Origin of the sequence: Pseudomonas sp. TUM22785 (assembly GCF_028198105.1) — a bacterium.
Taxonomy (GTDB): Bacteria; Pseudomonadota; Gammaproteobacteria; order Pseudomonadales; family Pseudomonadaceae; genus Metapseudomonas; species Metapseudomonas solani.
In genome coordinates this window covers 1,432,493-1,454,653 of record NZ_CP116239.1, presented here as the reverse complement: position 1 = coordinate 1,454,653, position 22,161 = coordinate 1,432,493, and the positions used below count along the sequence as shown (strand labels likewise).

Annotated in this window: 23 protein-coding genes; 11 read left to right on the top strand and 12 right to left on the bottom strand. The window is 68.2% G+C overall.

The window, feature by feature from the left end:
- Nucleotides 1–40 precede the first annotated feature (40 nt).
- The 7 genes from PI990_RS06835 to PI990_RS06805 form a co-directional block, all read right to left on the bottom strand.
- Complete coding sequence (locus PI990_RS06835; RefSeq protein WP_271660160.1) at nt 41–1,528, bottom strand: amidase; 1,488 nt, start codon at nt 1,526–1,528, stop codon at nt 41–43.
- Entirely contained in the window at nt 1,525–2,859 is a 1,335-nt protein-coding gene (locus tag PI990_RS06830; RefSeq protein WP_271660159.1) for a citrate-proton symporter, read from the bottom strand. The genes PI990_RS06835 and PI990_RS06830 overlap by 4 nt, the downstream gene beginning before the upstream one ends.
- A gap of 16 nt (nt 2,860–2,875) precedes the next feature.
- Nucleotides 2,876–4,084: a M20 aminoacylase family protein gene (locus tag PI990_RS06825; RefSeq protein WP_271660158.1), complete on the bottom strand. Its 1,209-nt coding sequence runs from the start codon at nt 4,082–4,084 to the stop codon at nt 2,876–2,878.
- A 145-nt stretch (nt 4,085–4,229) separates the two neighbouring features.
- A complete protein-coding gene (locus PI990_RS06820) occupies nt 4,230–4,562 on the bottom strand; it encodes a hypothetical protein (RefSeq protein ID WP_021217699.1) in 333 nt (110 codons plus the stop codon).
- A complete protein-coding gene (locus PI990_RS06815) occupies nt 4,559–5,671 on the bottom strand; it encodes a serine hydrolase domain-containing protein (RefSeq protein ID WP_271660157.1) in 1,113 nt (370 codons plus the stop codon). Before PI990_RS06815 ends, PI990_RS06820 begins: the two co-directional genes overlap by 4 nt.
- A gap of 109 nt (nt 5,672–5,780) precedes the next feature.
- Nucleotides 5,781–6,566, bottom strand: coding sequence for an MBL fold metallo-hydrolase (locus tag PI990_RS06810; RefSeq protein WP_021217701.1), 786 nt, complete (start codon nt 6,564–6,566; stop codon nt 5,781–5,783).
- A 475-nt stretch (nt 6,567–7,041) separates the two neighbouring features.
- Complete coding sequence (locus PI990_RS06805) at nt 7,042–7,926, bottom strand: acyl-CoA dehydrogenase family protein (RefSeq protein WP_271660156.1); 885 nt, start codon at nt 7,924–7,926, stop codon at nt 7,042–7,044.
- A gap of 138 nt (nt 7,927–8,064) precedes the next feature.
- Between PI990_RS06805 and olsB the strand changes: the two genes are divergently transcribed.
- Together olsB and PI990_RS06795 are read left to right on the top strand one after the other, a co-directional pair.
- A complete protein-coding gene (olsB, locus tag PI990_RS06800) occupies nt 8,065–8,835 on the top strand; it encodes an L-ornithine N(alpha)-acyltransferase (protein ID WP_021217564.1) in 771 nt (256 codons plus the stop codon).
- A 14-nt stretch (nt 8,836–8,849) separates the two neighbouring features.
- On the top strand, nt 8,850–9,623 hold the full coding sequence (locus tag PI990_RS06795) for a lysophospholipid acyltransferase family protein (RefSeq protein ID WP_271660155.1): 774 nt from the start codon (nt 8,850–8,852) through the stop codon (nt 9,621–9,623).
- A gap of 3 nt (nt 9,624–9,626) precedes the next feature.
- On the opposite strand, the gene PI990_RS06790 is transcribed toward PI990_RS06795, so the two are convergent.
- Both PI990_RS06790 and PI990_RS06785 read right to left on the bottom strand, forming a co-directional pair.
- Complete coding sequence (locus PI990_RS06790; protein ID WP_271660154.1) at nt 9,627–10,487, bottom strand: universal stress protein; 861 nt, start codon at nt 10,485–10,487, stop codon at nt 9,627–9,629.
- A 70-nt stretch (nt 10,488–10,557) separates the two neighbouring features.
- The gene (locus PI990_RS06785; protein WP_271660153.1) at nt 10,558–11,139 is read right to left on the bottom strand and encodes an acyl carrier protein phosphodiesterase; all 582 of its coding nucleotides are present in this window, start codon (nt 11,137–11,139) and stop codon (nt 10,558–10,560) included.
- A gap of 141 nt (nt 11,140–11,280) precedes the next feature.
- Between PI990_RS06785 and PI990_RS06780 the strand changes: the two genes are divergently transcribed.
- The 4 genes from PI990_RS06780 (at nt 11,281) to PI990_RS06765 (ending at nt 15,378) form a co-directional block, all read left to right on the top strand.
- Nucleotides 11,281–11,589: an ArsR/SmtB family transcription factor gene (locus tag PI990_RS06780; RefSeq protein WP_021217560.1), complete on the top strand. Its 309-nt coding sequence runs from the start codon at nt 11,281–11,283 to the stop codon at nt 11,587–11,589.
- A gap of 46 nt (nt 11,590–11,635) precedes the next feature.
- Nucleotides 11,636–12,799 carry an MFS transporter gene (locus PI990_RS06775; protein ID WP_184488740.1) on the top strand — a complete coding sequence of 388 codons (1,164 nt, stop codon included), beginning with the start codon at nt 11,636–11,638 and terminating at the stop codon, nt 12,797–12,799.
- Between the two features lie 15 nt (nt 12,800–12,814).
- The gene (locus PI990_RS06770; protein WP_021217558.1) at nt 12,815–13,864 is read left to right on the top strand and encodes an alkene reductase; all 1,050 of its coding nucleotides are present in this window, start codon (nt 12,815–12,817) and stop codon (nt 13,862–13,864) included.
- 542 nt (nt 13,865–14,406) lie between these two features.
- A complete protein-coding gene (locus PI990_RS06765; protein WP_271658246.1) occupies nt 14,407–15,378 on the top strand; it encodes an IS110 family transposase in 972 nt (323 codons plus the stop codon).
- A gap of 235 nt (nt 15,379–15,613) precedes the next feature.
- On the opposite strand, the gene PI990_RS06760 is transcribed toward PI990_RS06765, so the two are convergent.
- A complete protein-coding gene (locus PI990_RS06760; protein ID WP_271660152.1) occupies nt 15,614–16,456 on the bottom strand; it encodes an ATPase in 843 nt (280 codons plus the stop codon).
- Between the two features lie 314 nt (nt 16,457–16,770).
- On the opposite strand from PI990_RS06760, the gene PI990_RS06755 reads away from it, so the two are divergent.
- Complete coding sequence (locus PI990_RS06755; RefSeq protein ID WP_021217930.1) at nt 16,771–17,031, top strand: hypothetical protein; 261 nt, start codon at nt 16,771–16,773, stop codon at nt 17,029–17,031.
- An 8-nt stretch (nt 17,032–17,039) separates the two neighbouring features.
- Here PI990_RS06755 and PI990_RS06750 read toward each other — a convergent pair whose 3' ends face one another.
- Nucleotides 17,040–18,029 carry an NAD-dependent epimerase/dehydratase family protein gene (locus PI990_RS06750; RefSeq protein ID WP_184488738.1) on the bottom strand — a complete coding sequence of 330 codons (990 nt, stop codon included), beginning with the start codon at nt 18,027–18,029 and terminating at the stop codon, nt 17,040–17,042.
- 174 nt (nt 18,030–18,203) lie between these two features.
- On the opposite strand from PI990_RS06750, the gene PI990_RS06745 reads away from it, so the two are divergent.
- Nucleotides 18,204–19,262 (top strand): saccharopine dehydrogenase family protein, encoded by a 1,059-nt coding sequence (locus PI990_RS06745; RefSeq protein WP_271660151.1) that lies wholly within the window; start codon nt 18,204–18,206, stop codon nt 19,260–19,262.
- 1 nt (nt 19,263) lies between these two features.
- Here PI990_RS06745 and PI990_RS06740 read toward each other — a convergent pair whose 3' ends face one another.
- Complete coding sequence (locus tag PI990_RS06740) at nt 19,264–20,160, bottom strand: LysR family transcriptional regulator ArgP (protein WP_271661271.1); 897 nt, start codon at nt 20,158–20,160, stop codon at nt 19,264–19,266.
- Nucleotides 20,161–20,251: 91 nt separating this feature from the next.
- Between PI990_RS06740 and PI990_RS06735 the strand changes: the two genes are divergently transcribed.
- The 3 genes from PI990_RS06735 to sodB all read left to right on the top strand — a co-directional run bounded on the left by PI990_RS06735 (nt 20,252) and on the right by sodB (nt 22,053).
- Nucleotides 20,252–20,659 carry an ACT domain-containing protein gene (locus PI990_RS06735; protein WP_043241214.1) on the top strand — a complete coding sequence of 136 codons (408 nt, stop codon included), beginning with the start codon at nt 20,252–20,254 and terminating at the stop codon, nt 20,657–20,659.
- A 3-nt stretch (nt 20,660–20,662) separates the two neighbouring features.
- Entirely contained in the window at nt 20,663–21,265 is a 603-nt protein-coding gene (locus tag PI990_RS06730) for a LysE/ArgO family amino acid transporter (protein ID WP_271660150.1), read from the top strand.
- 206 nt (nt 21,266–21,471) lie between these two features.
- Complete coding sequence (gene sodB, locus PI990_RS06725) at nt 21,472–22,053, top strand: superoxide dismutase [Fe] (protein WP_111263062.1); 582 nt, start codon at nt 21,472–21,474, stop codon at nt 22,051–22,053.
- Nucleotides 22,054–22,161: the final 108 nt, after the last annotated feature.

The following is a 22,161-nucleotide window of genomic DNA, read 5'->3' as shown; positions in this document are numbered from 1 at the left end:
CCGACAACAGCAAGATACGGACCCACCCGCTGCACGCCCCTCAGGCGCCACCGAGCAACGCCGGTGGGCGCCGCTGCACCCACTGCGTGTGCAACTCGTGGGCGTGGGCCAGTTGCAGCACGGCCAGGTCGCCACGGGGCGGCCCCACCAGCTGCAGCCCGATGGGCAGCCCATTGGCGCCGAACCCCGCCGGCACGCTCATGGCCGGCAGGCCCGCCAGGGTCACGCCCACCACCACTTCCATCCAGCGGTGGTAGCTGTCCATGGCCCGGCCATCGATGGCCTGCGGCCAGTGCTGCGTTGCATCGAATGGAAACACCTGGGTGCACGGCAGCAGCAGGTAGTCGTAACGCTCGTACAGCGCCAGCAAGGCGCGGTACCAGTCGCTGCGGTCCAGCGAGGCCTGGAAGACGTCCCGGGCCGACAGGCGCAGCCCGCCCTCCACTTCCCAAATGGCTTCCGGCTTGAGCTGCGCGCGGCTGGCCGGGTCGGCATGAGCCTGGCCCAGGCTGCCGGCGATCAGCCAGTGGCGATGCACCAACCAGCAGCGCCAGAGCCGCTCCGGGTCGAACGCCACGCTGCACGGCTCCACCTCGCAGCCGAGGGCACGGAAATCATCCAGCGCCGTTTCACACAGGCCGAGCAGCCCCGGCTCCATGGGCAGGTGGCCGCCCAGGTCGCCCAGCCAGCCGATGCGCAGGCCGCGCACGTCGTGCTCCAGCGAGCCGGCCAGGTCGTCCCCGGTGTTCAGCGACAGCGGCGCCCCCGCCGCATAGCCCGCCTGGGTGCGCAGCAAGGCGGCGACATCGGCCACGCTGCGCCCCATGGGCCCTTCGGTGGCCAGTTGCTGGGCGAACAGCTCCGGCGTCGGCCCCAGCGGCACCCGCCCCTGGGACGGGCGCAGGCCATAGACGTTGTTGAAGGCGGCGGGGTTGCGCAGCGAGCCCATCATGTCGCTGCCATCGGCCACCGGCAGCATGCGCAACGCCAGGGCCACCGCCGCCCCGCCGCTGCTGCCCCCGGCGCTGAGCCCCGGGTCGTAGGCATTGCCGGTGGTGCCGTGGACGCGGTTGTAGGTGTGCGAGCCGAGGCCGAACTCCGGGGTGTTGCTGCGACCGATGAAGATCGCCCCGGCGGCGCGGGCGCGGGCCACCACATGGGCATCCTGAGCGGTCACCTGCCCGGCGAACAGCGGCGAGCCGAAGCTGGTGACCATGCCGGCGACGGCGGCCAGGTCCTTGGGCGCCTGGGGCATGCCGTGCATCCAGCCAAGCCACTGCCCCTGGGCCAGCAGGCGGTCGCGCTGCTCGGCCTCGGCCAGCAGGTGTTCGTCCGGCCGCACGCCCACCAGGGCGTTGACCCGTGGGTTGAGGCGGTGGATCTGTTCCAGGTAGGCCTGCATCACCTCCCGGCAGGACAGCTGCCGGGTACGGATGGCCTCGGACAGCGCCAGCGCGCCGAGGGCGACGATCTCGCTGCTCGCCGCCTGCACAGCCAGCTCGGCGAGGGGGTATTCGAAACGGCTCATTCGACGAGGCTCCGGGTGGATTGAGCGAGCAGCCGGCGGCGCTCGCGGCGCTCCAGTGCAGCGGGTGCACCTTCGCGCAGGTACCAGGCCGAGACCAGCCCGATGCTGGCGGCGAACAGCACGTAGTAGGCCGGGGCCACCGGGTCGGCGGTGACCTGGGTCAGCCAGGTGACGATGAAGGGCGCGAAGCCGCCGAAGAGCATCACCCCCAGGTTATTGGACAGCGCCAGCCCGGTGGAACGCACGCCGGTGGGGAACTGCTCGGCGCCGGCGGTGGGGCCCGGCCCGTAGAGGGTGCCGATCGAGGCGCACAGCAGCAGCTGCATCACCAGCAGGCGCTCCAGGCCCGGCGCCGCCGCGACCCAGTTGAATAGCGGGTAGACCAGCACGAGGAAGGCGAAGGTGCCCGCCAGCAGCACCGGCCGCCGACCGTAGAGGTCGGAGAGTGCGCCGGCGATGGGGATCACCAGGGTCATCAGCGCCACGGCCGCCATCTGCACCATGAACACCTGGTCCAGGGGCAGGCCGAGCTGCTTGTGGGCGAAGGTGGGCATGTTCACCAGCACCACATAGAAGGCCACGGTGCCGCTGATGGTGTTGCCCAGGGTCACCAGCACGGCGCGCCGGTTGTCCCGCAGCATCCGCCCCAGGCTGAGGTTCTCCCCACCCTGGCTGGCGCGGCTTTCGAGGAAGGCTTCGGTCTCCTCCATGTGCCGGCGCATCCACAGCCCCACCGGGCCGATCAGCAGGCCGATGACGAAGGGCAGGCGCCAACCCCAGCTGTCCAGCGCCTCCGGCGAGAGGGTGTGGGTGACCAGGGCCCCCATCCCGGAGCCGGCGAACACCGCCAGGCATTGGCCGAACAGCTGCCAGGAGCCGTAGAGGCCACGGCGGTTGGCCGGCGCGCACTCCACCAGGAAGGCCGTGGCGCTGGCGTACTCGCCGCCGGTGGCGAAGCCCTGGATCATCCGCGCGACCACGATCAGCAGCGGCGCGCCCAGGCCGACGGCGGCGTAGTCCGGGGCGAAGGCGATCAGGGCGATGGAGAGGGTCATCAGCAGGATGATCAGCTGCATGGCCGCCTTGCGTCCCTTGCGGTCGGCATACAGCCCCAGCAGCACGCCCCCCACCGGGCGCATGAAGAAGCCGACACCGAAGGTGGCCAGGGCCATCAGCAACGAGGTGTATTCGTTGTCGGACGGGAAGAAGAGCCTGGCGATGATGCTGGCCAGGAAGCCATAGACGATGAAGTCGTACCACTCGAGGGCGTTGCCGATGACGGCAGCGGTCACCTGGCGGCCGCGCGAGGCGCCGCGGGTTGGCGTGTGCATGGTGAGCCTCCGGGGCTTAGGCGTGGGCGCGGGTCGCGCGGCTGGGCAGGTTGCTGCGGGCGGCCTGGAGCCAGGCTTCCGCCAGGGCGGCCCAGTAGGCGGCGCCACGGCCGAGGATGTCGTCGTTGAAGTCGTAGCCGGGGTTGTGGACCATCGGCCCCTCGCCGTTGCCGATCACCAGGTAGCTGCCGGGGCAGCGCTGCAGCATCCAGCCGAAGTCTTCGCTGCCCATCAGGGTTTGCGCCTCCTGCACGGCGCCCTCCCCCAGCAGCCCGATGGCAACGTCGCGGGCAAAGGTGGTTTCGGCCGCGTGGTTGACCGTGACCGGGTAGGCCGGCCGGTGCTCGATGGCCACCTGGCAACCGTGGCTCGCGGCATGCCCGCGGATGATGGCGGTGACCCGCTGCAGCTGCAGCTCGCGCACGTCCGGGTCCAGCGCCCGCAGGCTCAGGCGCAGCAACGCGCTCTGCGGCACCACGTTGGCCGCCTCCCCCGCCTGCAGCGCGCCCACCGTGACCACGGCGGCACGTTGCGCATCGATGTTGCGCGCCACCACCGTCTGCAGGGCCATGACGATATCGGCGGCGGCCACCAGCGGGTCGACGCACAGGTGCGGCATGGAGCCGTGGCCGCCGACGCCGGTGACGACCACTTCCAGCAGATCCTGGGAGGCCATCACCGGCCCGGCGCGGAAGGCCATGCGACCCGCCTCCAGCCCCGGCATGTTGTGCATGGCGAACAGCGCATCGCAGGGGAAGCGTTCCAGCAGGCCGTCGGCGAGCATCGCCTCGGCGCCGCCCTGGCCCTCTTCGGCGGGCTGGAAGATCAGGTTGAGGGTGCCCTCGAAGCGCCCGGCTTCGGCCAGGTAGCGCGCGGCCCCCAGCAGCATCGCGGTATGGCCGTCATGGCCGCAGGCGTGCATGCAGCCGGCGTGGCGGCTGCTGTGGGCGACCCCGGTGGCTTCGGTGATGGGCAGCGCATCCATGTCGGCGCGCAGCCCCAGGCGCCGCGTGCCATCGCCCCGGCGCAGCACGCCGACCACGCCGGTGCGGCCGATGCCCCGGTGCACCTCGTAGCCCCAGCCCTCCAGGGCACGGGCCACCAGCTCGGCGGTGCGGGTTTCCTCGAAGCCCAGCTCGGGGTGGGCGTGGATGTCCTGGCGCAGGCGACGCAGCTCGTCGTCGATGCCATGCAGCCAGGCAGGGATGTGCGCGTAACGGGTCATTGTTGTTGTTCTCCTCGTCGTGGCCACCCGGGAAGGCGGCCCGGCCCCAGTCAAGCGCCACGGGGCGAGGAGAACAATCGAAGACGGTTCCACAGGGTGGAACACCGGGCGCGGGCGCATGGCTCGCCCCGGTGGGGCGCTGCGGTCAGGGCAGGCGGTCGGCCTCGGGCAGCAGCTGGCAGCCCTGGCGCGGGCCGAGCCAGGCGGCGGTGGAGGTGGCGCCGAGGCCACGGGAGGTCACGCGTTTGGCGGCGGCGTCATCGAGGAAGGCGCTGGTGGGCACGTATTGCTTCACGTAGCCCACGCAGTAGTCCGCCGGGTTGTCCATGACGTAGCGGCAGGAGCAGTACTCCTTGGCGGTGTAGGCGCTGATGATGCCGGGGAAGGCCTGGATATGGACACGGTTCTGCCAGGCCAGGCCGGCCAGCACCAGGAGCAGCAGCACCAGGATGGCGAGGATCGGGTGACGGCGGATCATGGCTGCACCTCCTGGGCGAAGGCCGCCTGGGCCAGCTTGAGGAACTGGTTGTGCTGGTAGCTCTTGTCGCGATCATCGGCGTAGCGAACGATCACCAGCTTCTGCGCCGGCAACACGTAGAGCGCCTGGCCCCAGTGGCCGAGGGCGGCGAAGGCGTCTTCGGGCGCGTCCGGCCAGGGCTTGGCGCTGCCCTCCACCACCGCGTTGAGCCACCAGTGCCCGCCGGGCACGGCATCGCCGGGGTGCTCGGGGTCGGTGCGGTACTCGGCGAAGGGCTTGCGGTTGAACGCCACCCATTCCTTGGGCAGCAGCTGGCGCTCGCCCCAGCGCCCGTCACGCTGCATCAGCAGGCCGACGCGGGCGAGGTCACGGGCGCTCATGTACGCATAGGACGAACCGACGAAGGTGCCGGCGGCGTCGGTTTCCCACACCGCCGAACGGATGCCCAGCGGGTCGAACAGCGCGGTCCAGGGGTAGTCCTTGTAGGCGGCGCCGACCATGCCCTTGAGCGCGGCGGAGAGCACGTTGCTGTCGCCGCTGGAGTAGCGGAAGCGCTTGCCCGGCACGGCGTCCAGCGGGTGTTCCGCCGCGAAGGCGGCCATGTCGCCACGGCCCCGGGTGTAGAGCATGGCCACCACCGAGGATTTCAACGGCGCGTATTCATAGTCTTCCTGCCAGGCGAGGCCCGAGGCCCAGTGCAGCAGGTGGTTCATCTGCACCGCGCCATGGCCGGCGAAGGCCGGGTAATGGCGGGCGACCGGGTCGTCGAGCTTGAAGCGGCCTTCGCCGTAGGCCACGCCCAGGGTGGCGGCGAGCAGGCTCTTGCTCACCGACCAGGTGAGGTGCGGCGTCTCGGCGCGAGTGGGGCCGGCGTAGCGTTCGTAGATGAGTTCGCCATCGCGGATCACCACCACGGCGTCGGTGCGCACGCCCTTGCGCTGGGCATCGTCACGGGTGGGGAAGGCATAGGCTTCGAAGGCGTCGAGGGCGGCGCCGGACGGTTTGGCGCCCTGGGCCCATTCGGCGCCGGGCCAGGTTTCGCCGTGGGCGAGCGTGGCGGCGCAGAGGCCGAGCGTCAGGCTCAGGGTTCGCAGCAGCGGGACGGGCATTGGTCAGCCTCTTGTTGTCAGCGGAGGCGGAACCCTAGCACGGGGAAGATGACGCTAAAAAGCGCCGAACGTGCCGCTTCAAGGGACATTCGGCGCGAAAGGTCAGTGCTCAGCGCGGCAGGCGGTAGTCGTCCGGGCCCATCAGGTCGAGGCCGCATTGCAGGTTCTCGATCCAGTAGAGGAAGGCGCTGATCATTTCCTTGCCCATGAAGGGCCGGCCGTGTTGCGGCACGATCATTTCCACATCCATCTCGCGGACCATGGCGGCCCACAGGCGACAGGCCTTGTTGCCGGCCATGTAGCGGCGGTGGAAGCCCTCCATCTCGGGCACGTGGTTGACGAAGTCGCGCACCGGGTTGGCGTCATCGACCATGGACGCGCCCATGTCGCCGGAGAAGAGGATCTTGCTGATCGGGTCGTAGATCTGGAAGTTGCCCACCGAGTGAAGGAAGTGCGCCGGCACCGCCTTGAGGTTGCAACGCCCCAGGGGGATCGACTGGCCACGGTCCGGCAGCGCGATGATGCGGTCGTAGGTGGAGATGCCGTGGCTGATGGCCAGGTAGTTGGCCGTCAGGTGCGGCAGGAAGCGCGCCCAGAGCTTGGAGCAGATGACCTTGGCGCGGGTGTGCAGCAGCCACTTGTCCAGCGACGCGATGATGTCCGGGTCCTGGTGGGAGGCGAAGATGTAGGTCAGTTCCTGCAGCGGGATGTGCTTGGACAGCTCCAGCGACAGGGGGGTGTAGGTCAGGTCGCCGCCCGGGTCGAGCAGCAGGTATTGCTCGTGGTCGGTGATCAGGAACTGGTTGGACTGCACGCCATCGCCACTGACCAGGTCATCGAACATCAGGCATTGGTGGGTGCCGTTATCGAACAGCACTATGGGTTCACGCCGCATGGAAACCTCGAATTGGTTGCTGCGGCCAGCATCGGGGTTGTGGATTTTTCCCGTACTGACCTGAATCAAGCGAACCCGGCGTCAAGGGCGAAAACGTCGCAGGGGCGGGCGCTGCGTCGCGATTGGCGTGGAGCGATGTGCGGCGGGCGATGAGCCGCCCTGCTCGGAGATGGGGCCGGCGTAGGGTGGAGGACGCTTTTTTCCTCCACCAGGCGAGGTCCGACCGAACTCCAACGGCGTCGGGTTGCACCCGACCTACCGGCACGTGCCGTAGGTTGGCGCCGAGCGCAGCGAGGCCCAACGGTGCAATGGTCGGCCGCGCGGTGTTGGGCTTCGTGCCTCAGCCCAACCTACGGGGTCCCGTGCCCCGGCCAGCCTCGATTTCCTTCCAGAGGCCCGGCCGGGACCCCGATGATGGGTTTCGCGTAGCTCTACCCATCCTACGAACCCAGCCCAGCCTACGGAGCTCTGCGGTTCAGCCCAGGCCAAGGCTGGCGCGGGCTTTTTCCAGGCGTTTGGCGCGCGGGCCGACGGCGAGGCTGAGCACGCCCTGGTCCCGTTGCCACAGCGTGGCCCATGCCTGCGGGCCGTTGGCGAGGGCGCTTTCCAGCTCGGGGCGCAGGCCGTCGAACTGGGCGAACAGGCCGGCCAGCATCAGGTGCATCGTCGGGCTGGTGGCGCACAGCCGGGACACCTCGGCAGCGCTGCCGAGCAGCCCCAGCAGGCGCAGTTGCAGGGGCTCCGGCCAGCCTCTGTCACGGCCGACGCCGAGCAGCCAGCCGCCCATGGCGGCGAGCACGTGCAGGTCTTCGATGCTGCGGAAAGGCTTCACGTAGGCGTCCCAGCCATCGCCGGCCAGGCGCTCGCAGTGGGCGGCATCCAGGTGCAGGCGGGCGTGGGGGATGTCCGGCATCAGCGGCAGCGACGGCAGGGTCTCGATGCGCACGCCCGGGGCGCCATTGCGCACCACCACCAGGGCCAGGCGCGGCGGCTGGCCCTCGGCCTCCTCGCGGGCGGCCACCAGCAGCCAGTCGGCGGCATCGGCGGCGGTGACGAAATCCTTGCGCCCGGACAGGCTCAGGCCGGCCAGGCGGGTGTGCATGTCAGCCGGGCGGGTGCTGCGACTTTCGGTCACGCACAAGGCGCCGAGGCTTTGCGGCGCAGAAGGCCAAAGCAGGCGCAGGGCCCCCTGGTAGCCGGCGAGGAAAGCCAGCCCCGGGGTCGCCGCGAGCCGGCCGCCGAGCACCGCCAGTTCGAAGGGCGAGGCCTCGCCCAGGCGCTCCAGCAGTGCGCCGTACCAGTCCTCCAGGGGGGCTGCGGGCAGGCGGTCGTTGATCTCCAGCAGGCGTTGCCAGGTCATTTCAGGCTCCTTTGGTCGCTGTCATTCAAGCATCACGGAAACGTCATGGTGGTGACACCGGGTCTCCCTAGCCTGACTTTGCACAACAAGATCGACCGGCTGCAACCGGGATCTAGCCGGCTAACGGAGGCTTTATTCATGACCCAGATCGCAATGACCCGCGACAACGCCGCCCGCGGCGAAAAAAGCCCACGTCGCCTGCAGGCCGAGCGCCTGACCGGCGTCGCCGCCCTGCGTGAAGCCCAGGCCCTGCGCTACCGCGTGTTCAGCGCGGAGTTCGATGCCAAGCTCAAGGGCGCCGAGTTCGGCCTAGACATGGACGACTACGACCCGCACTGCATGCACATCGGCGTGCGCGACCTGGACAGCGATTGCCTGGTGGCCACCACCCGGCTGCTGGACCACCGCGCCGCCAACGATATCGGCCGCTTCTACAGCGAAGAAGAATTCCAGCTGGTGGGCCTCGGCGAGCTGCAGGGCCCGGTGCTGGAGATCGGCCGCACCTGCGTCGACCCGGCCTACCGCAATGGCGGCACCATCGCCGTGCTCTGGAGCGAGCTGGCCGAAGTGCTTAACGAAGGTGGCTACCGCTACCTGATGGGCTGCGCCAGCATCCCCATGCAGGACGGCGGCATCCAGGCCCAGGCCATCATGCAGCGCCTGCGCGAGCGCTACCTGTGCACCGAACACCTGCGCGCCGAGCCGCGCACCCCGCTGCCGGCGCTGGAGCTGCCCGGCAACGTCATCGCCGAGATGCCGCCGCTGCTCAAGGCCTACATGCGCCTGGGCGCGAAGATCTGCGGCGAACCCTGCTGGGACCAGGACTTCCAGGTCGCCGACGTGTTCATCCTGCTCAAGCGCGACGAGCTGTGCCCGCGCTACGCCCGTCACTTCAAGGCGGCGGTCTGAGCGGAGGCGACGGCATGAGCAAAGTACGCCTGTACCTGCGCATCGCCCGTCTGCTGGCGGTGGTCGGCTTCGGCCTGCTGCTGGCGTGCTGGGTGGTGATGCTGGAACGCCTGTTCCGTGGCCGCGACATCATGATGCGGCGCCAGCGCCTGACCCGCTGGTTCCTCGCCCGCCTGGCCGGTGCCCTGCCCTTCCGCGTGAAGGTGACGGGCGACGTACCGCGCCAGCCGATGCTGTGGGTGTCCAACCATGTGTCCTGGACCGATATCCCGCTGCTGGGCATGCTCGCGCCGCTGTCGTTCCTGTCCAAGGCCGAAGTGCGCGCCTGGCCCATCGCCGGCTGGCTGGCGCACAAGGCCGGCACGCTGTTCATCCGCCGGGGCGCGGGCGACAGCAACCTGGTGGGCCAGCAACTCGCCCGCCACCTGGGGCTGGGCCGGCAACTGGCGATCTTCCCCGAAGGCACCACCACCGACGGCAGCCTGCTGCGCACCTTCCACAGCCGCCTGCTGACCAGCGCCTGCGAGACCGGCGTGGCGGTGCAGCCGGTGGCGATCCGTTACCTGCGCAACGGCCAGCGTGACGAGATCGCGCCCTTCATCGGCGACGACGACCTGCTTTCGCACCTGCTGCGCCTGTTGGGCAGCGAGGTGGCCGAGGTGGAGATCAACCTGCTGCAGCCCATCCCCAGTGCCGACCTGAGCCGCACGCTGTTGAGCCGCCAGGCCCACGGCGCGATCCAGACGGTGCTGTTCGGTGAAGAGGCCGCCGAGGAGCTGGCGGCCTGAGCCTCAGTCCCGCATCGGCGGGACGGCGAGGATGTCGCACTCGAATTCGCGCAGCGCCGCATCGGCGACGCTGCCGATCAGCACCCGCTTGATCCCGCCCATGCCCCGAGTGCCCAGCACCAACAGGTCCGGTGGCGAGTCGGCCATGACCCGCCGCAGGATGGTCATCGGCAGCCCCTCTTCCACCCGTTGCTCCCCCACCACGCCCTGCAGGCCCTGCTCTTCGAGGAAGCCGGCCAGGTTGAGCCGCGCATTGCGCTCTTCGCTGGAGAGGTGATCGTCGAGCATCGGGGTGGTGATGCCGGCGTTCATCAGCATCACCCTGGCGAAGGGTTCGTAGGCGTGCACCGCCCGGCAACGCGCGCCATCCATCAGCCCCAGCGCCTTGGCCGCGCGTACGGCGCGGGCCGAGGTGGGCGAGAGGTCAAGGGCCAGCACCAGGTCGCGGTAGGAGGACTCGGGCTCGCGGTTGACCACCAGCACCGGTTTCTCGCAGGTGCGCACCACGCGCTCCAGGGTGGTGCCGACGAAGACGTCGCGCAGGGCGTTGCGTCGGTGAACCCCCATCACCAACAGGTCGATATCGCCCCAGCGCGCGCATTCGGCGATGCGCGGCGCCGGGTCACCGGTCTCCACCCAGATTTCCGGGGCACGGCCGGCCAGCTCGGTGAACTCATCGCGGCGCGCCTCGAGGTACCGGCAGATCTGCTCCACCTCCAGCTCGACGCGCAGCTGCGGCTGGTCGCTGTCCACCACGTGGAGGATGAACCAGGGGCAGTCGAACTGCCGCACCAGGCTCGCGGCGCGCAGCAGGGCACGCTCGGATCGCGAGGACAGGTCGGTCGCCAGCAGCAGGGATTTCATGGGGGCACCTCCGTAGGCAGATAGCTACGGATATTGCAAGCCGGTACGGGGTTGCAGCGCTTGATGCAGGTCAAGCCGGGCGGGATGCCTCGCGGGCGAAGCCCTGCAGCTCGGGATAGAAACGACGGAAGGTCTCGCTGAGTGGCTGGTACAGCTGTTCGATCTCCTCATAGGCGCCATCCAGCAGGCCGGGCCGGGAAAAGCGTCGCGACATGCCGACCAGCACCTGCTCGATGATCTCGAAGTCTTGGTAGCTGCCGAGCCAGTCCTGGGCGGCCATGCGCGGGGCGATGAAGGCCAGCCGCTCGGGCAGCGCCGGCTCCTCGGCCAGCACCCGGTAGACCTGGCCGGTGAAGGCCGGTAGCGGCACCTCGGCATAGCGCCGCCAGTCCCGCGCCAGGCAGTGGTCGAAGAACAGGTCGAGGAGGATGCTGGCGACGCGCCGGCGCTCGGCCGGGAACAGCGCCTTGGCCTCGGCGGTGAGCGGGTGGGCGTCGGTGAACACGTCGATGCGCCGATGCAGGCGGATGCCGGCCTCGATGTCCGCCGGCCAGCGCCCGTCCAGCGGCCCCTTGACGAAGTCGCCATAGAGGCTGCCGAGCAGTTGGGCGGGCTGGTCACCGCCGAGGTGCAGGTGGGCGAGGTAATTCATTGGCCAAGCTTACGCCTCTAGCCGAGGGCGCTTCCATCAGCCGGCGTGATGAAGACTATCGGCACAAACGATCCTGTATCGTTTTTAGCCGATATATAGTTCGTCCATTCCCGATATGGCTTCACCCGGAACCACGAAGCAATGACCACGCCCATCGACATCGACGAAATCATCAAGGCCCTCGCCCACCCGGTGCGGCGCGAGATGCTGCAGTGGCTGAAAGACCCGCACAAGCATTTCGTCGAGCAGGACCACCCGTTCGAGATCGGCGTCTGCGCCGGCAAGTTCGACCAGCGCACGGGGCTTTCGCAGTCCACCGTTTCGGTGCACCTGGCGACCCTGCAGCGTGCCGGCCTGGTCACCAGCCGCAAGGTCGGGCAGTGGAACTTCTTCAAACGTAATGAAGCCGTAATCAGTGAATTCCTTCGCCAGATGAGCGACCAGCTCTAGGCCTTCGATTACCTGCCGCCACCCACAATCTTCCAGGAGCAGGCCAATGCCGACTTCGCTTCTCGTCCTCGCTTTGTCCGCGTTTGCCATCGGCACCACGGAATTCGTGATCATGGGCCTGCTGCCCGACGTCGCCGCCGACCTCGGCGTGTCGATTCCCGGCGCCGGCTGGCTGGTCACCGGCTACGCCCTGGGCGTGGCCGTGGGCGCCCCGTTCATGGCCATGGCCACCGCCCGCTTCCCCCGCAAGGCCGCGCTGCTGGCACTGATGGGCATCTTCATCCTCGGCAACCTGCTGTGCGCGGTGGCCGCCAACTACGAGCTGCTGATGCTGGCACGGGTGGTCACCGCCCTCTGCCACGGTGCCTTCTTCGGCATCGGTTCGGTGGTCGCCGCCAGCCTGGTGCCGGAGAACCGCAAGGCCTCGGCCGTGGCGCTGATGTTCACCGGGCTGACCCTGGCCAACGTGCTCGGCGTGCCCCTGGGCACCGCGCTGGGCCAGGCCGCCGGCTGGCGCTCGACCTTCTGGGCGGTGACCCTGATCGGCGTCGCCGCGCTGATCGGCCTGTGGCGCGTGCTGCCCAACCGCCATGACGAAGAGAAGGCCGACATGCGCCGCGAACTGGCCGCGCTCAATGGCGCGGGGCTGTGGCTGGCGCTGTCCACCACCGTGCTGTTCTCCGCCGCGGTCTTCTGCATCTTCACCTACGTGGCGCCGCTGCTGGGCGAAGTCACCGGCGTCTCGCCCCGTGGCGTGACCCTGAGCCTGCTGCTGATCGGCCTGGGCCTGACCCTGGGCAACGTCATTGGCGGCCGCCTGGCGGACTGGAAGCTGGCGCAGACGCTGATGGGGGTGTTCGTCGCCCTGGCCATCGCCTCCACCGTACTCAGCTGGACCAGCGCTGCGCTGATCCCCACCGAGATCACCCTGTTCCTCTGGGCCACGGCCGCCTTCGCCGCCGTGCCCGCCCTGCAAGTCAACGTGGTGGCCTTCGGTGCCGGTGCGCCGAACCTGGTCTCCACCCTGAACATCGGCGCCTTCAACGTGGGCAACGCCCTCGGCGCCTGGGTCGGCGGCCTGGTCATCGACCAGGGCCTGGGCCTGACCCGCGTCCCCCTGGCCGCAGCCGTGCTGGCGATTCTCGCCCTGGTCGCGACCGTCCTTACCTTCAGTCAACGCAAACCCGAGCTGGAAACCGCTCTCGACTAATCCGAGGTGTATCCCATGGCAACGCTTTTCGATCCCATCAAGATCGGCGAACTGGAACTCGCCAACCGCATCATCATGGCCCCGCTGACCCGCTGCCGCGCCGACGAAGGCCGCGTGCCCAACGCGCTGATGGCCGAGTACTACACCCAGCGCGCCTCCGCCGGCCTGATCATCAGCGAGGCCACCTCCGTGACCCCGCTGGGCGTCGGCTACCCCGACACCCCCGGCATCTGGAGCGACGAGCAGGTCAAGGGCTGGAGCAACATCACCAAGGCCGTGCACGCCAACGGCGGCAAGATCGTCCTGCAGCTGTGGCACGTGGGCCGCATCTCCGACCCCAGCTACCTGGACGGCGAAACCCCGGTGGCGCCGAGCGCCATCGCCGCCAAGGGCCATGTCAGCCTGCTGCGCCCACTGCGTGACTACCCGGTGCCCCGCGCCTTGGAGACCGAAGAGATCGGCGACATCATCGAGGCCTACCGAGTGGGCGCCGAGAACGCCCAAGCCGCCGGTTTCGACGGCGTGGAACTGCACGCCGCCAACGGCTACCTGATCGACCAGTTCCTGCAGGACAGCACCAACAAGCGCAGCGATATCTACGGCGGCTCCCTGGAGAACCGCGCACGCCTGCTGCTGGAGGTGACCGATGAGCTGATCAAGGTCTGGGGCGCCGGCCGCGTGGGCGTTCACCTGGCACCGCGCGCCGACTCCCATGACATGGGCGACTCCAACCGCGCCGAGACCTTCGGCTACGTGGCCCGCGAACTGGGCAAGCGTGGCGTGGCCTTCATCTGCGCCCGTGAGAAGGTCGCCGACGACAGCCTGACCCCGAGCCTGAAGGAAGCCTTCGGCGGCGTGTTCATCGCCAACGAACGCTTCACCAAGGAGCAGGCCAACGCCTGGCTGGCGGAAGGCAAGGCCGATGCCGTGGCCTTCGGCATCCCCTTCATCGCCAACCCCGACCTGCCGGCCCGCCTGGAGCAGGACGCCCCGTTGAACGAGCCGCACCCGGAAACCTTCTACGCCAAGGGCCCGGTCGGCTACATCGACTACCCGCGCCTGTAAGCGACAACGCTGGCGATAAAGCAAAGCCCCGGCCCATAAAGCCGGGGCTTTTTCGTGGCTGTGGATTAAGAGCGGGCGAATGAATTCGCCCCTACAGGTGCAAATCCGTAGGGCGGGTGCAACCCGCGAGAATCGTGCGCCGCAAACGTCGGGTTGCACCCGATCTACAGGCCCCACAAACCCATGCGGGGGCGATGTAGGGTGGGCCGGGCGGCGTTCCGCTTCAGCCCACCAGCAAACGCCGGGGTGCATCCGGTCCACAGGGTGCTCTCGGCAGCATCGCTTGGTGGATGAAAAGAGCGTCATCCACCCTTGTATCTCGACTAACTACCCCTTCAGGGGTAATAGTTCCCGACTGATCATCGGGGGAGGGGCTGGAAGTCGTGTCCACCCTTAGGCCCTGAGCCTGCGACGTAGATAGTGCTCCGCCCCTCCACACTCACTCGAACAGCCCGAACGGTATCTTGAGCCCAGAGCTCGCATTCACAAGGTTGGGCCGGGTGCAGTGATGATCGCATTTGGAACGATCAGGAGGAGCACACATGCCCAGTGTCATTGGTGTCGACATTGCGAAGCACACGTTCGATATCGCCACCCTGCAGGCGAACGGCAAGTACCGCACCAAGGCCAAGTTGGTCAACAGCGAGGCGGGCTTTCGCACGCTGCAGGAGTGGCTGAACAAGCACAGCGAGGCGGGTGCCTGGGTCGTGATGGAAGCTACCGGCATCCACCATGAAGCCCTGGCCGAATGGCTGCTGGAGCAGAACTATCGGGTCTGCGTCCTCAACCCAGCGCAAATCGCTCACTACGCCCGCAGTCAGCTGCAGCGAGTGAAAACTGACAAGGTCGACGCCAAGCTGATCGCCGAATACGGCGAGCGCCACCAAGACGAGCTACGGCCCTGGCAGCCTGAACCTCGCGCCATACGGCGCCTGAAAGCACTGATGCGGCGCCTGGCGGATCTGCAGGAAATCCAGCAGATGGAGAGCAATCGCCTGGAGGTGGCTGATACCAGCGTGCAGGAGTCGATCCGCTCAGTGTTGCGGCACATCGAGCAACAGATCGAGGAAACCCTCAAGGCCATCAACGACCACATCGACAATGACCCGGATCTGCGCGGCAAACGTGATCTGTTGACCAGCATCGATGGCATCGCGGACAAGACAGCCGCCCTGATCCTGGCGGAGCTGGGCGACCCTCATCGCTTCACCAGCAGCCGCGCGATTACCGCCTTTGCCGGGCTCAACCCGCGTTTGCAGGAGTCTGGTAAATACCGGGGGCAGACCCGCATTTCCAAGATGGGCTCATCGCGGCTACGTGCTGGGCTGTACATGCCTGCCGTTTGCGCCCTGCAGCACAACGGGGCGATCAAAGCGATGAGAGAACGCCTCAGAGCCAAGGGCAAGACCGGCATGCAGATCATCTGCGCAGCGATGCGTAAGCTGCTGAACATCGCTTATGGCGTCTTGAAATCGGGCCAGCCGTACGACGTAAAACTGGCCCTTGCTCACTAGGGATCAAGACGGTATCTACATCCCGGTCAGCCCAGAGGTTGAGCCAAACGCAATCGCCGCCGACCAACACGAGCCGTAGGATGGCGTAGAGCGCAGCGAAACCCATCACCCCCTTTACCGGTGAGAACGGAGCGCGATGGCATGAAGAGCAGGGTGCCCCCGGCGGCATTGCGATCCGTCGGGGCACAAAAAAGCCCCGGTCCTGGCGGAGCGGGGCTTTTCGCTAAAGCACGGATCAGCGGGCGTTGATCTGCTGCTGCAGGTTCTGCACCTGGCTTTGCAGGGTGCTGATGTTGCGGGTCATCTGCGCGCGGAAGGCGTCGAACTCGGCGGTGTTGCCGCCCACGTTCTGCGCCGGTGCCGGGCGGTTGTCGAGTTCGCTGCGCAGCACCAGCAGGTCCTGCTCCAGGCTCTTGATCGCCTGGTTGGGGTTGCCCTGCTTCTTCAGCGCGTCGATTTCAGCGGAGAGGGCCTTGAGGCGCTCGTCGACCTTGGAGGAATCACCCTGGGCGGCCTTGAGCTTGCCCTGTTCGTCGGCCAGGCCCTTGAGGCGACCATCGAGCTGGCCGGCGGCGCCTTCCTGGGACTTGATGTCGGCGGCGAGCTGGTCGACGCGCTTGCCCTGCCCGCCGATCTGGGTATTGAGGCTCTGCTGCTGCTTGCCCATCTCGGCGACCTTGGCCTGCAGCTGCTTGAGTTCGAGCTTGAGGGATTCGCTGCCGGTGGTGACGTTGGATTCGGTGGCGACCACCTTGCCGCTGATGTCCTGGATGCGACCGGCGGCTTCCTCGCTGATGCGGGCGAAGCTTTCCTGGGTGGCGACCAGTTGCTGCTCCATCAGGGAGATCTGCTGGAAGCTCCACCAGCCAAGGCCGCAGAAGGCGATCAGCAGCGCGCCGATCAGGGCCCACAACGGGCCGGTGCTGGGCACCTTGACCGCCGCTGCATGGCCGTGGCTGGCCGCACGGGCCGGCTGAGCGTGGTGGGCATGGCCCTGCTGGCCGTACTCGTCGCGATCCCGGGCATCGGTAGTCAGGCTGGGAACATCGTCCAGTTCATCGAGAGCATCGTTACGCATGGTAGACCTTCGGAAGAGAGCGCTAAGGGCCGTGGCTGGCCACAAGTGCGCGAGTATACCGCTTCGTTGGGGCGGCATCAGCGTCGCGCCAAGCTGGTGCGAATCCGCACTGCCGCGGGGCGACGCACGGTCGATCGACCCGCTGCAGGCCCCAGGGTTCCTGGGGGCGTGAACTGGTACGCACTTTGCTATCACTGCAGTGAGGTGTCTTGGGGGCACTTCAACCAGGCGGGCCCATGCAGTAGGGGCCCGACGCTCCGCCGGTCGGGGAAGACAGGGACGGGGCTCTCTTCTGATTCATGGGGGGATTACGCGTGGAACTGACCAAAGCCGTACTGGACTGCATGCAAACCCTGCGTCGGCAGATTCGCGACGAGCAGGCCCTGGATATCCGTCTCAGCCAGCCCGACGCCATCCAGTCGATGCTCAAGGCCTGCGCCGATTCCCGGCAGGCGAACATCATCAGCCTGGGCGAACGCCTCAGCGAACTCACCGGCATCCGCGTGCAGAAGGTGCTGAGCGAGGAAGAGCTGATCCGCAAGTACACCCAATACGCCGGCCCGCTGCGCGGCTGAACCGCGCCTCAGGGCTGCTGGGCCTTCCACCAGGTGCAGAACTCGTCCAGTGCCGACCAGACGCTGGTCGTGGGCTCGTATTCCAGGTAGTGCCGCGCACGGCTGATGTCGAGGGAGAAATCCCGCGCCATCACCGCCACGCCGAGGCGGAACAGCGAAGGCTCCGGGCGCCCGGGCAGCACCTTGCAGACCGTCTCGTTGAGGGTGGCCGCGCCATAGGCCAGGCCGAAGGGCAGGTGCCGGGTCACTGGCGGCAGGTCGAGGCGGCGCAGCACGTAGTTGACCACGTCCCACAGCGGCACCGGCTGGCCGTTGCTGATGTTGTACACCTTGCCCAGCGCCGGGCCCGCCGCCAGCAGGCCGCTGAGCAGGACCTCGTTGAGGTTGTGCACGCTGGTGAAGTCCACCTTGTTCAGGCCGTTGCCGATGATTGCCAGGCGGCCCTTGCGCTGCATGGCGATGAGCCGCGGGAAGATGCTGGTGTCGCCGGCACCGGTGACGAAGCGCGGGCGGAAGGCGATCACTTCCAGGCCGAATTCCTCGGCGGCGAAGACCTTCTGCTCGGCCAGGTACTTGGTGGCGCCGTAGTGGTCGGAGAAGCGCTTGGGCACCTGCTCCTCGCGGATGCCCACGTGGGAGCGCCCGTCGAAGTAGATGGAGGGTGAGGACAGGTGCACCAGGCGGCGCACCTTCTGCTTGAGGCAGGCTTCGACGATGTTCTCGGTGACCTCGACGTTGGCCTGGTAGAAGTGCGGGTAGCTGCCCCAGACACCCACCGCACCGGCGCAATGCACCACGGCCTCGACGTCACGGCAGAGCTCGCGGGCCAGGTCGGGGTCGGCCAGGTCGCCCTGGACGAACTCGGCGCCACGCTTGACCAGGTGCTCCACGGCTTCCGGGCGCCGGCCGTTGATGCGCACCGACATGCCCTGCTCCAGCGCGAAGCGGGCAAAGCGCCCCCCGATGAAGCCGCTCGCCCCGGTTACCAGAATCTTCATTGCCTATCCCCTGTTCTCGTTATGCCTGCGACTCTAGCAGCGTGCGCCGGATGGCGCCGTGGCGTCGCGAGCCAGCCGCCCGACCTTGAAAGCCAAGACGCCCAACCTTGGTCCGGCATCACGTGGCGCGGACCCGGCTAGTCTTGTCGGCCACGACAACGAGGGAGACGCGGCATGGGTGAAACAACCTGGATGATCTACGGCGCCAATGGCTACACCGGCCAGTTGGTGGCCGCCGAAGCGGTGCGCCAGGGCCTGACGCCCATCCTGGCTGGGCGCAACGCGAAAGAGGTGCAGCGCATCGCCGACGAGCTGTCGTTGCCCGCCCGCCCCTTCGACCTAGCCGACCCGGCGGCCAGCCGCGCGGCACTGGCCGGGGTCAGCGTGGTGGCCCATTGCGCCGGCCCCTTCTCCGCCACCAGCGCGCCGATGATCGAGGCCTGCCTAGCCAGCGGCTGTCACTACGTGGACATCACCGGCGAGATCGCCGTGTTCGAACAGGCCCGCGCCTATGACCTGCTGGCCCGCAAGGCCGGCCGGGTGGTCTGCCCCGGCGTGGGCTTCGACGTGATTCCCACCGATTGCGTGGCCGCCTGCCTGAAGCAGGTACTGCCGGATGCCAGCCACCTGGCCCTGGGCTTCGACACCGGTAGCGGCCTGTCGCCGGGCACCGCCAAGACCTCGGTAGAGGGCCTGCGCCTGGGCGGCCAGGTGCGCCGCGATGGCGAACGGGTGGGCGTGCCCCTGGGCTACCGCCAGCGCCGCATCGATTTCGGCCGTGGCGCGAAGAACGCCGTGACCATCCCCTGGGGCGATGTCGCCACCGCCTACTACTCCACCGGCATCCCCAACATCGAGGTGTATCTGCCGGCGCCACCGGCGGCGGCCCTGGGCATGCGTCTGATCCACCCCCTGCGCGGCCTGCTGGGCGGGGCGGCGGCGCAGACGTGGCTCAAGGGCCAGGTGGACAAGCGCGTGCGCGGCCCCGATCAGGCGACCCGCGAGCGGCTGCGCACCTGGGTCTGGGGCGAAGCGCGCAACGCCGCCGGCGAGGTACGCACCGCCCACCTGGAAACCGCCAACGGCTATGAAGTGACCGTCCACGGTGTGCTGCTCGCGGTGAATCATCTGCTGGCCCATGAAGGCCCCGGCGGCTACGGGACGCCGTCGCGGCTGTTCGGCGAGCGCTGCGTGGAGCGGCTGCCGGGCAGCGGAGCGATCCGTATCGCCTGATTCAGTCCTGCACCAGCCAGCGGTCAGCGGCACGGGCCAGGTGCTCGGTGAGCTGGCCGAGCAGTTCGCCGCCATGGCGCCAGTGGTGCCAGTAGAGCGGTACGTCGATGGGGCGGTCGGGGATCAGCTCCAGCAACTCGCCTCGCGCCAGTTGGCCCTGGACCTGGTGCTCGGGCACCAGGCCCCAGCCGAGGCCGCCTTCGGTGAGGCGCACGAAGCCCTCGGACGAGGGGCAGAGGTGGTGGGGGAAGCTGCCAGCGATCCCCAGGGATTCCATATAGCGGTGCTGCAGCAGGTCGTCCGGGCCGTAGACGATGGAGGGCGAGCGGGCCAGCGCCGCCGGGGTCACGCCCCCGGCGAAATGCCGGGCGATGAAGGCCGGGCTGGCCAGGGCGCGGTAGCGCATGGCGCCCAGGGGGATGCTGCGGGCGCCGGCCACCGGGCGTTCGGCGCCGCACACGCAGCCCGCCACCTCGCCGGCACGCATGCGCTTGAGGCCCACGTCCTGATCCTCCACCACCAGATCCATCAACACGTCGTGGCGTGAGCAGAAGTCGCCCACCGCCCGCGCCCACCAGGTGGCCAGGGTGTCGGCATTGAGGGCGATGCGCAGGCGCTCGCGGGAGCCGCCTTCGTCCAGGGCCGGCACCTGGGACTGCAGGTCACGCTCCAGCAGGCGCACCTGTTGCACATGGTTGAGCAGGCGGGTGCCGACATCCGTGGGCGTGGGCGGCGCGGCGCGCACCAGTACCGGCTGGCCGACCCGCGCCTCCAGCAGCTTGATGCGCTGGGACACCGCCGATTGCGACAGGCCGAGCACCTGCGCCGCACGCTCGAAGCCGCCCTGCTCCACCACCGCCGCGAGGGCGGCCAGCAACTTGTAGTCGAACAAATCGATTTTCCTAATAGGGGATCAGCATGATTTGTTTTTCTTATACACGCCCGCACCCCAGACTCGCCACATCTCCCCTCCGCACAGGACCGCCCCCATGGCTGGCGAAACCTCCCTCGCGCTGCTGATCCGCAGCATGTCCCCCGAATTGAACCCGGGCGACTACGTGTTCTGCACCCTGGCCGACGCCACCGCGCTGCAGGGGTGCGAAACCCTGGGCAGCTTCCGCGAGCGCGAGGGGCTGACCGTCATCCTGCGCCGCGAAGACGCCGACCGCCTGGCCCTGGCTTACGACTACGTAGCCGCCTGGATCACCCTGGAGGTGCATTCCTCCCTGGCGGCCGTGGGCCTTACCGCAGCCTTCGCCGGCGCCCTGGCCCAGGCGAACATCAGTTGCAACGTCATTGCCGGCTACTACCACGATCACCTGTTCGTCGCCCGCGACGACGCCGAACGCGCCCTCTCCACCCTGCGCGCCCTGGCCGCCAGTGCCGGGGAGGCCTGAGCCATGTGGCAGAGCTACCTCAACGGGATGCTGGTGGCGGCGGGGCTGATCATCGCCATCGGCGCGCAGAACGCCTTCGTCCTGGCCCAGAGCCTGCGCCGCGAGCACCACCTGCCGGTGGCCGCGCTCTGCGTGCTGTGCGACGCGGTGCTGGTGTGCGCCGGGGTCTTCGGCCTGGCGACGCTGCTGGCGCAGAACCCGACGCTGCTGGCCATCGCCCGCTGGGGCGGCATCGTCTTCCTCAGCTGGTACGGGGCCAAGGCCCTGCACCGCGCGCTGCGCCCACAGACCCTGGACCAGGCCGCCAACACCGGCCCGCGCTCACGCAAGGCGGTGCTGCTGGCGGCCCTGGCGGTGACCTTGCTCAACCCCCATGTGTACCTGGACACGGTGCTGCTGATCGGCTCCCTCGGCGCTCAGCAACCAGTGCCCGGGGCTTACGCCCTGGGCGCTGCGAGCGCGTCGCTGATCTGGTTCTTCGCCCTGGCGATCGGCGCCGCCTGGTTGGCGCCCTGGCTGGCGCGCCCGGCCACCTGGCGCCTTCTGGACCTGGCCGTGGCGGTGATGATGTTCGCCATTGCGGCACAATTGCTGAACGGTCTCTGAGCAACCCTTGTCGAACCCTTCGCGCACGGTTCAAAGGCCCTGGCGCCGGGATTTCCACACGTTTGCTGCGTGGTTATGCCGCAGGGCCGATGCTATGATCCGGGCTTCGCGGCGAAAAAAGAGTACAAACTCGCAGCCGCCCACCGGCCGCCCGTGAACGGCCTCGCGCCCCGCGCACAAATCCAGACCTGATGAAGGAGATAGACATGGCTTTTGAATTGCCGCCGCTGCCGTACGAGAAGAACGCCCTCGAGCCGCACATTTCCGCCGAGACCCTGGAATTCCACCACGACAAGCACCACAACACCTACGTCGTGAACCTGAACAACCTGGTTCCGGGCACCGAATTCGAAGGCAAGAGCCTGGAAGAGATCGTCAAGACCTCCTCGGGCGGTATCTTCAACAACGCAGCCCAGGTGTGGAACCACACCTTCTACTGGAACTGCCTGAGCCCCAACGGCGGTGGCCAGCCCACCGGCGCCCTGGCTGACGCCATCAACGCGGCCTTCGGTTCCTTCGACAAGTTCAAGGAAGAGTTCAGCAAGACCTCCATCGGCACCTTCGGCTCCGGCTGGGGCTGGCTGGTGAAGAAGGCCGACGGCTCCCTGGCCCTGGCCAGCACCATCGGTGCCGGCTGCCCGCTGACCAGCGGCGACACCCCGCTGCTGACCTGCGACGTCTGGGAACACGCCTACTACATCGACTACCGCAACCTGCGTCCGAAGTACGTCGAGGCGTTCTGGAACCTGGTCAACTGGGACTTCGTAGCCAAGAACTACGCTGCCTGAGACCCGCTCCAGCTCCACGGAAAGACCCGGCCCTAGCGCCGGGTCTTTTCATTTGCGCAGCCGAAATCAACGCGCGCCGGAGCGAAGCTTGCAGTGCATCTGTTGGCA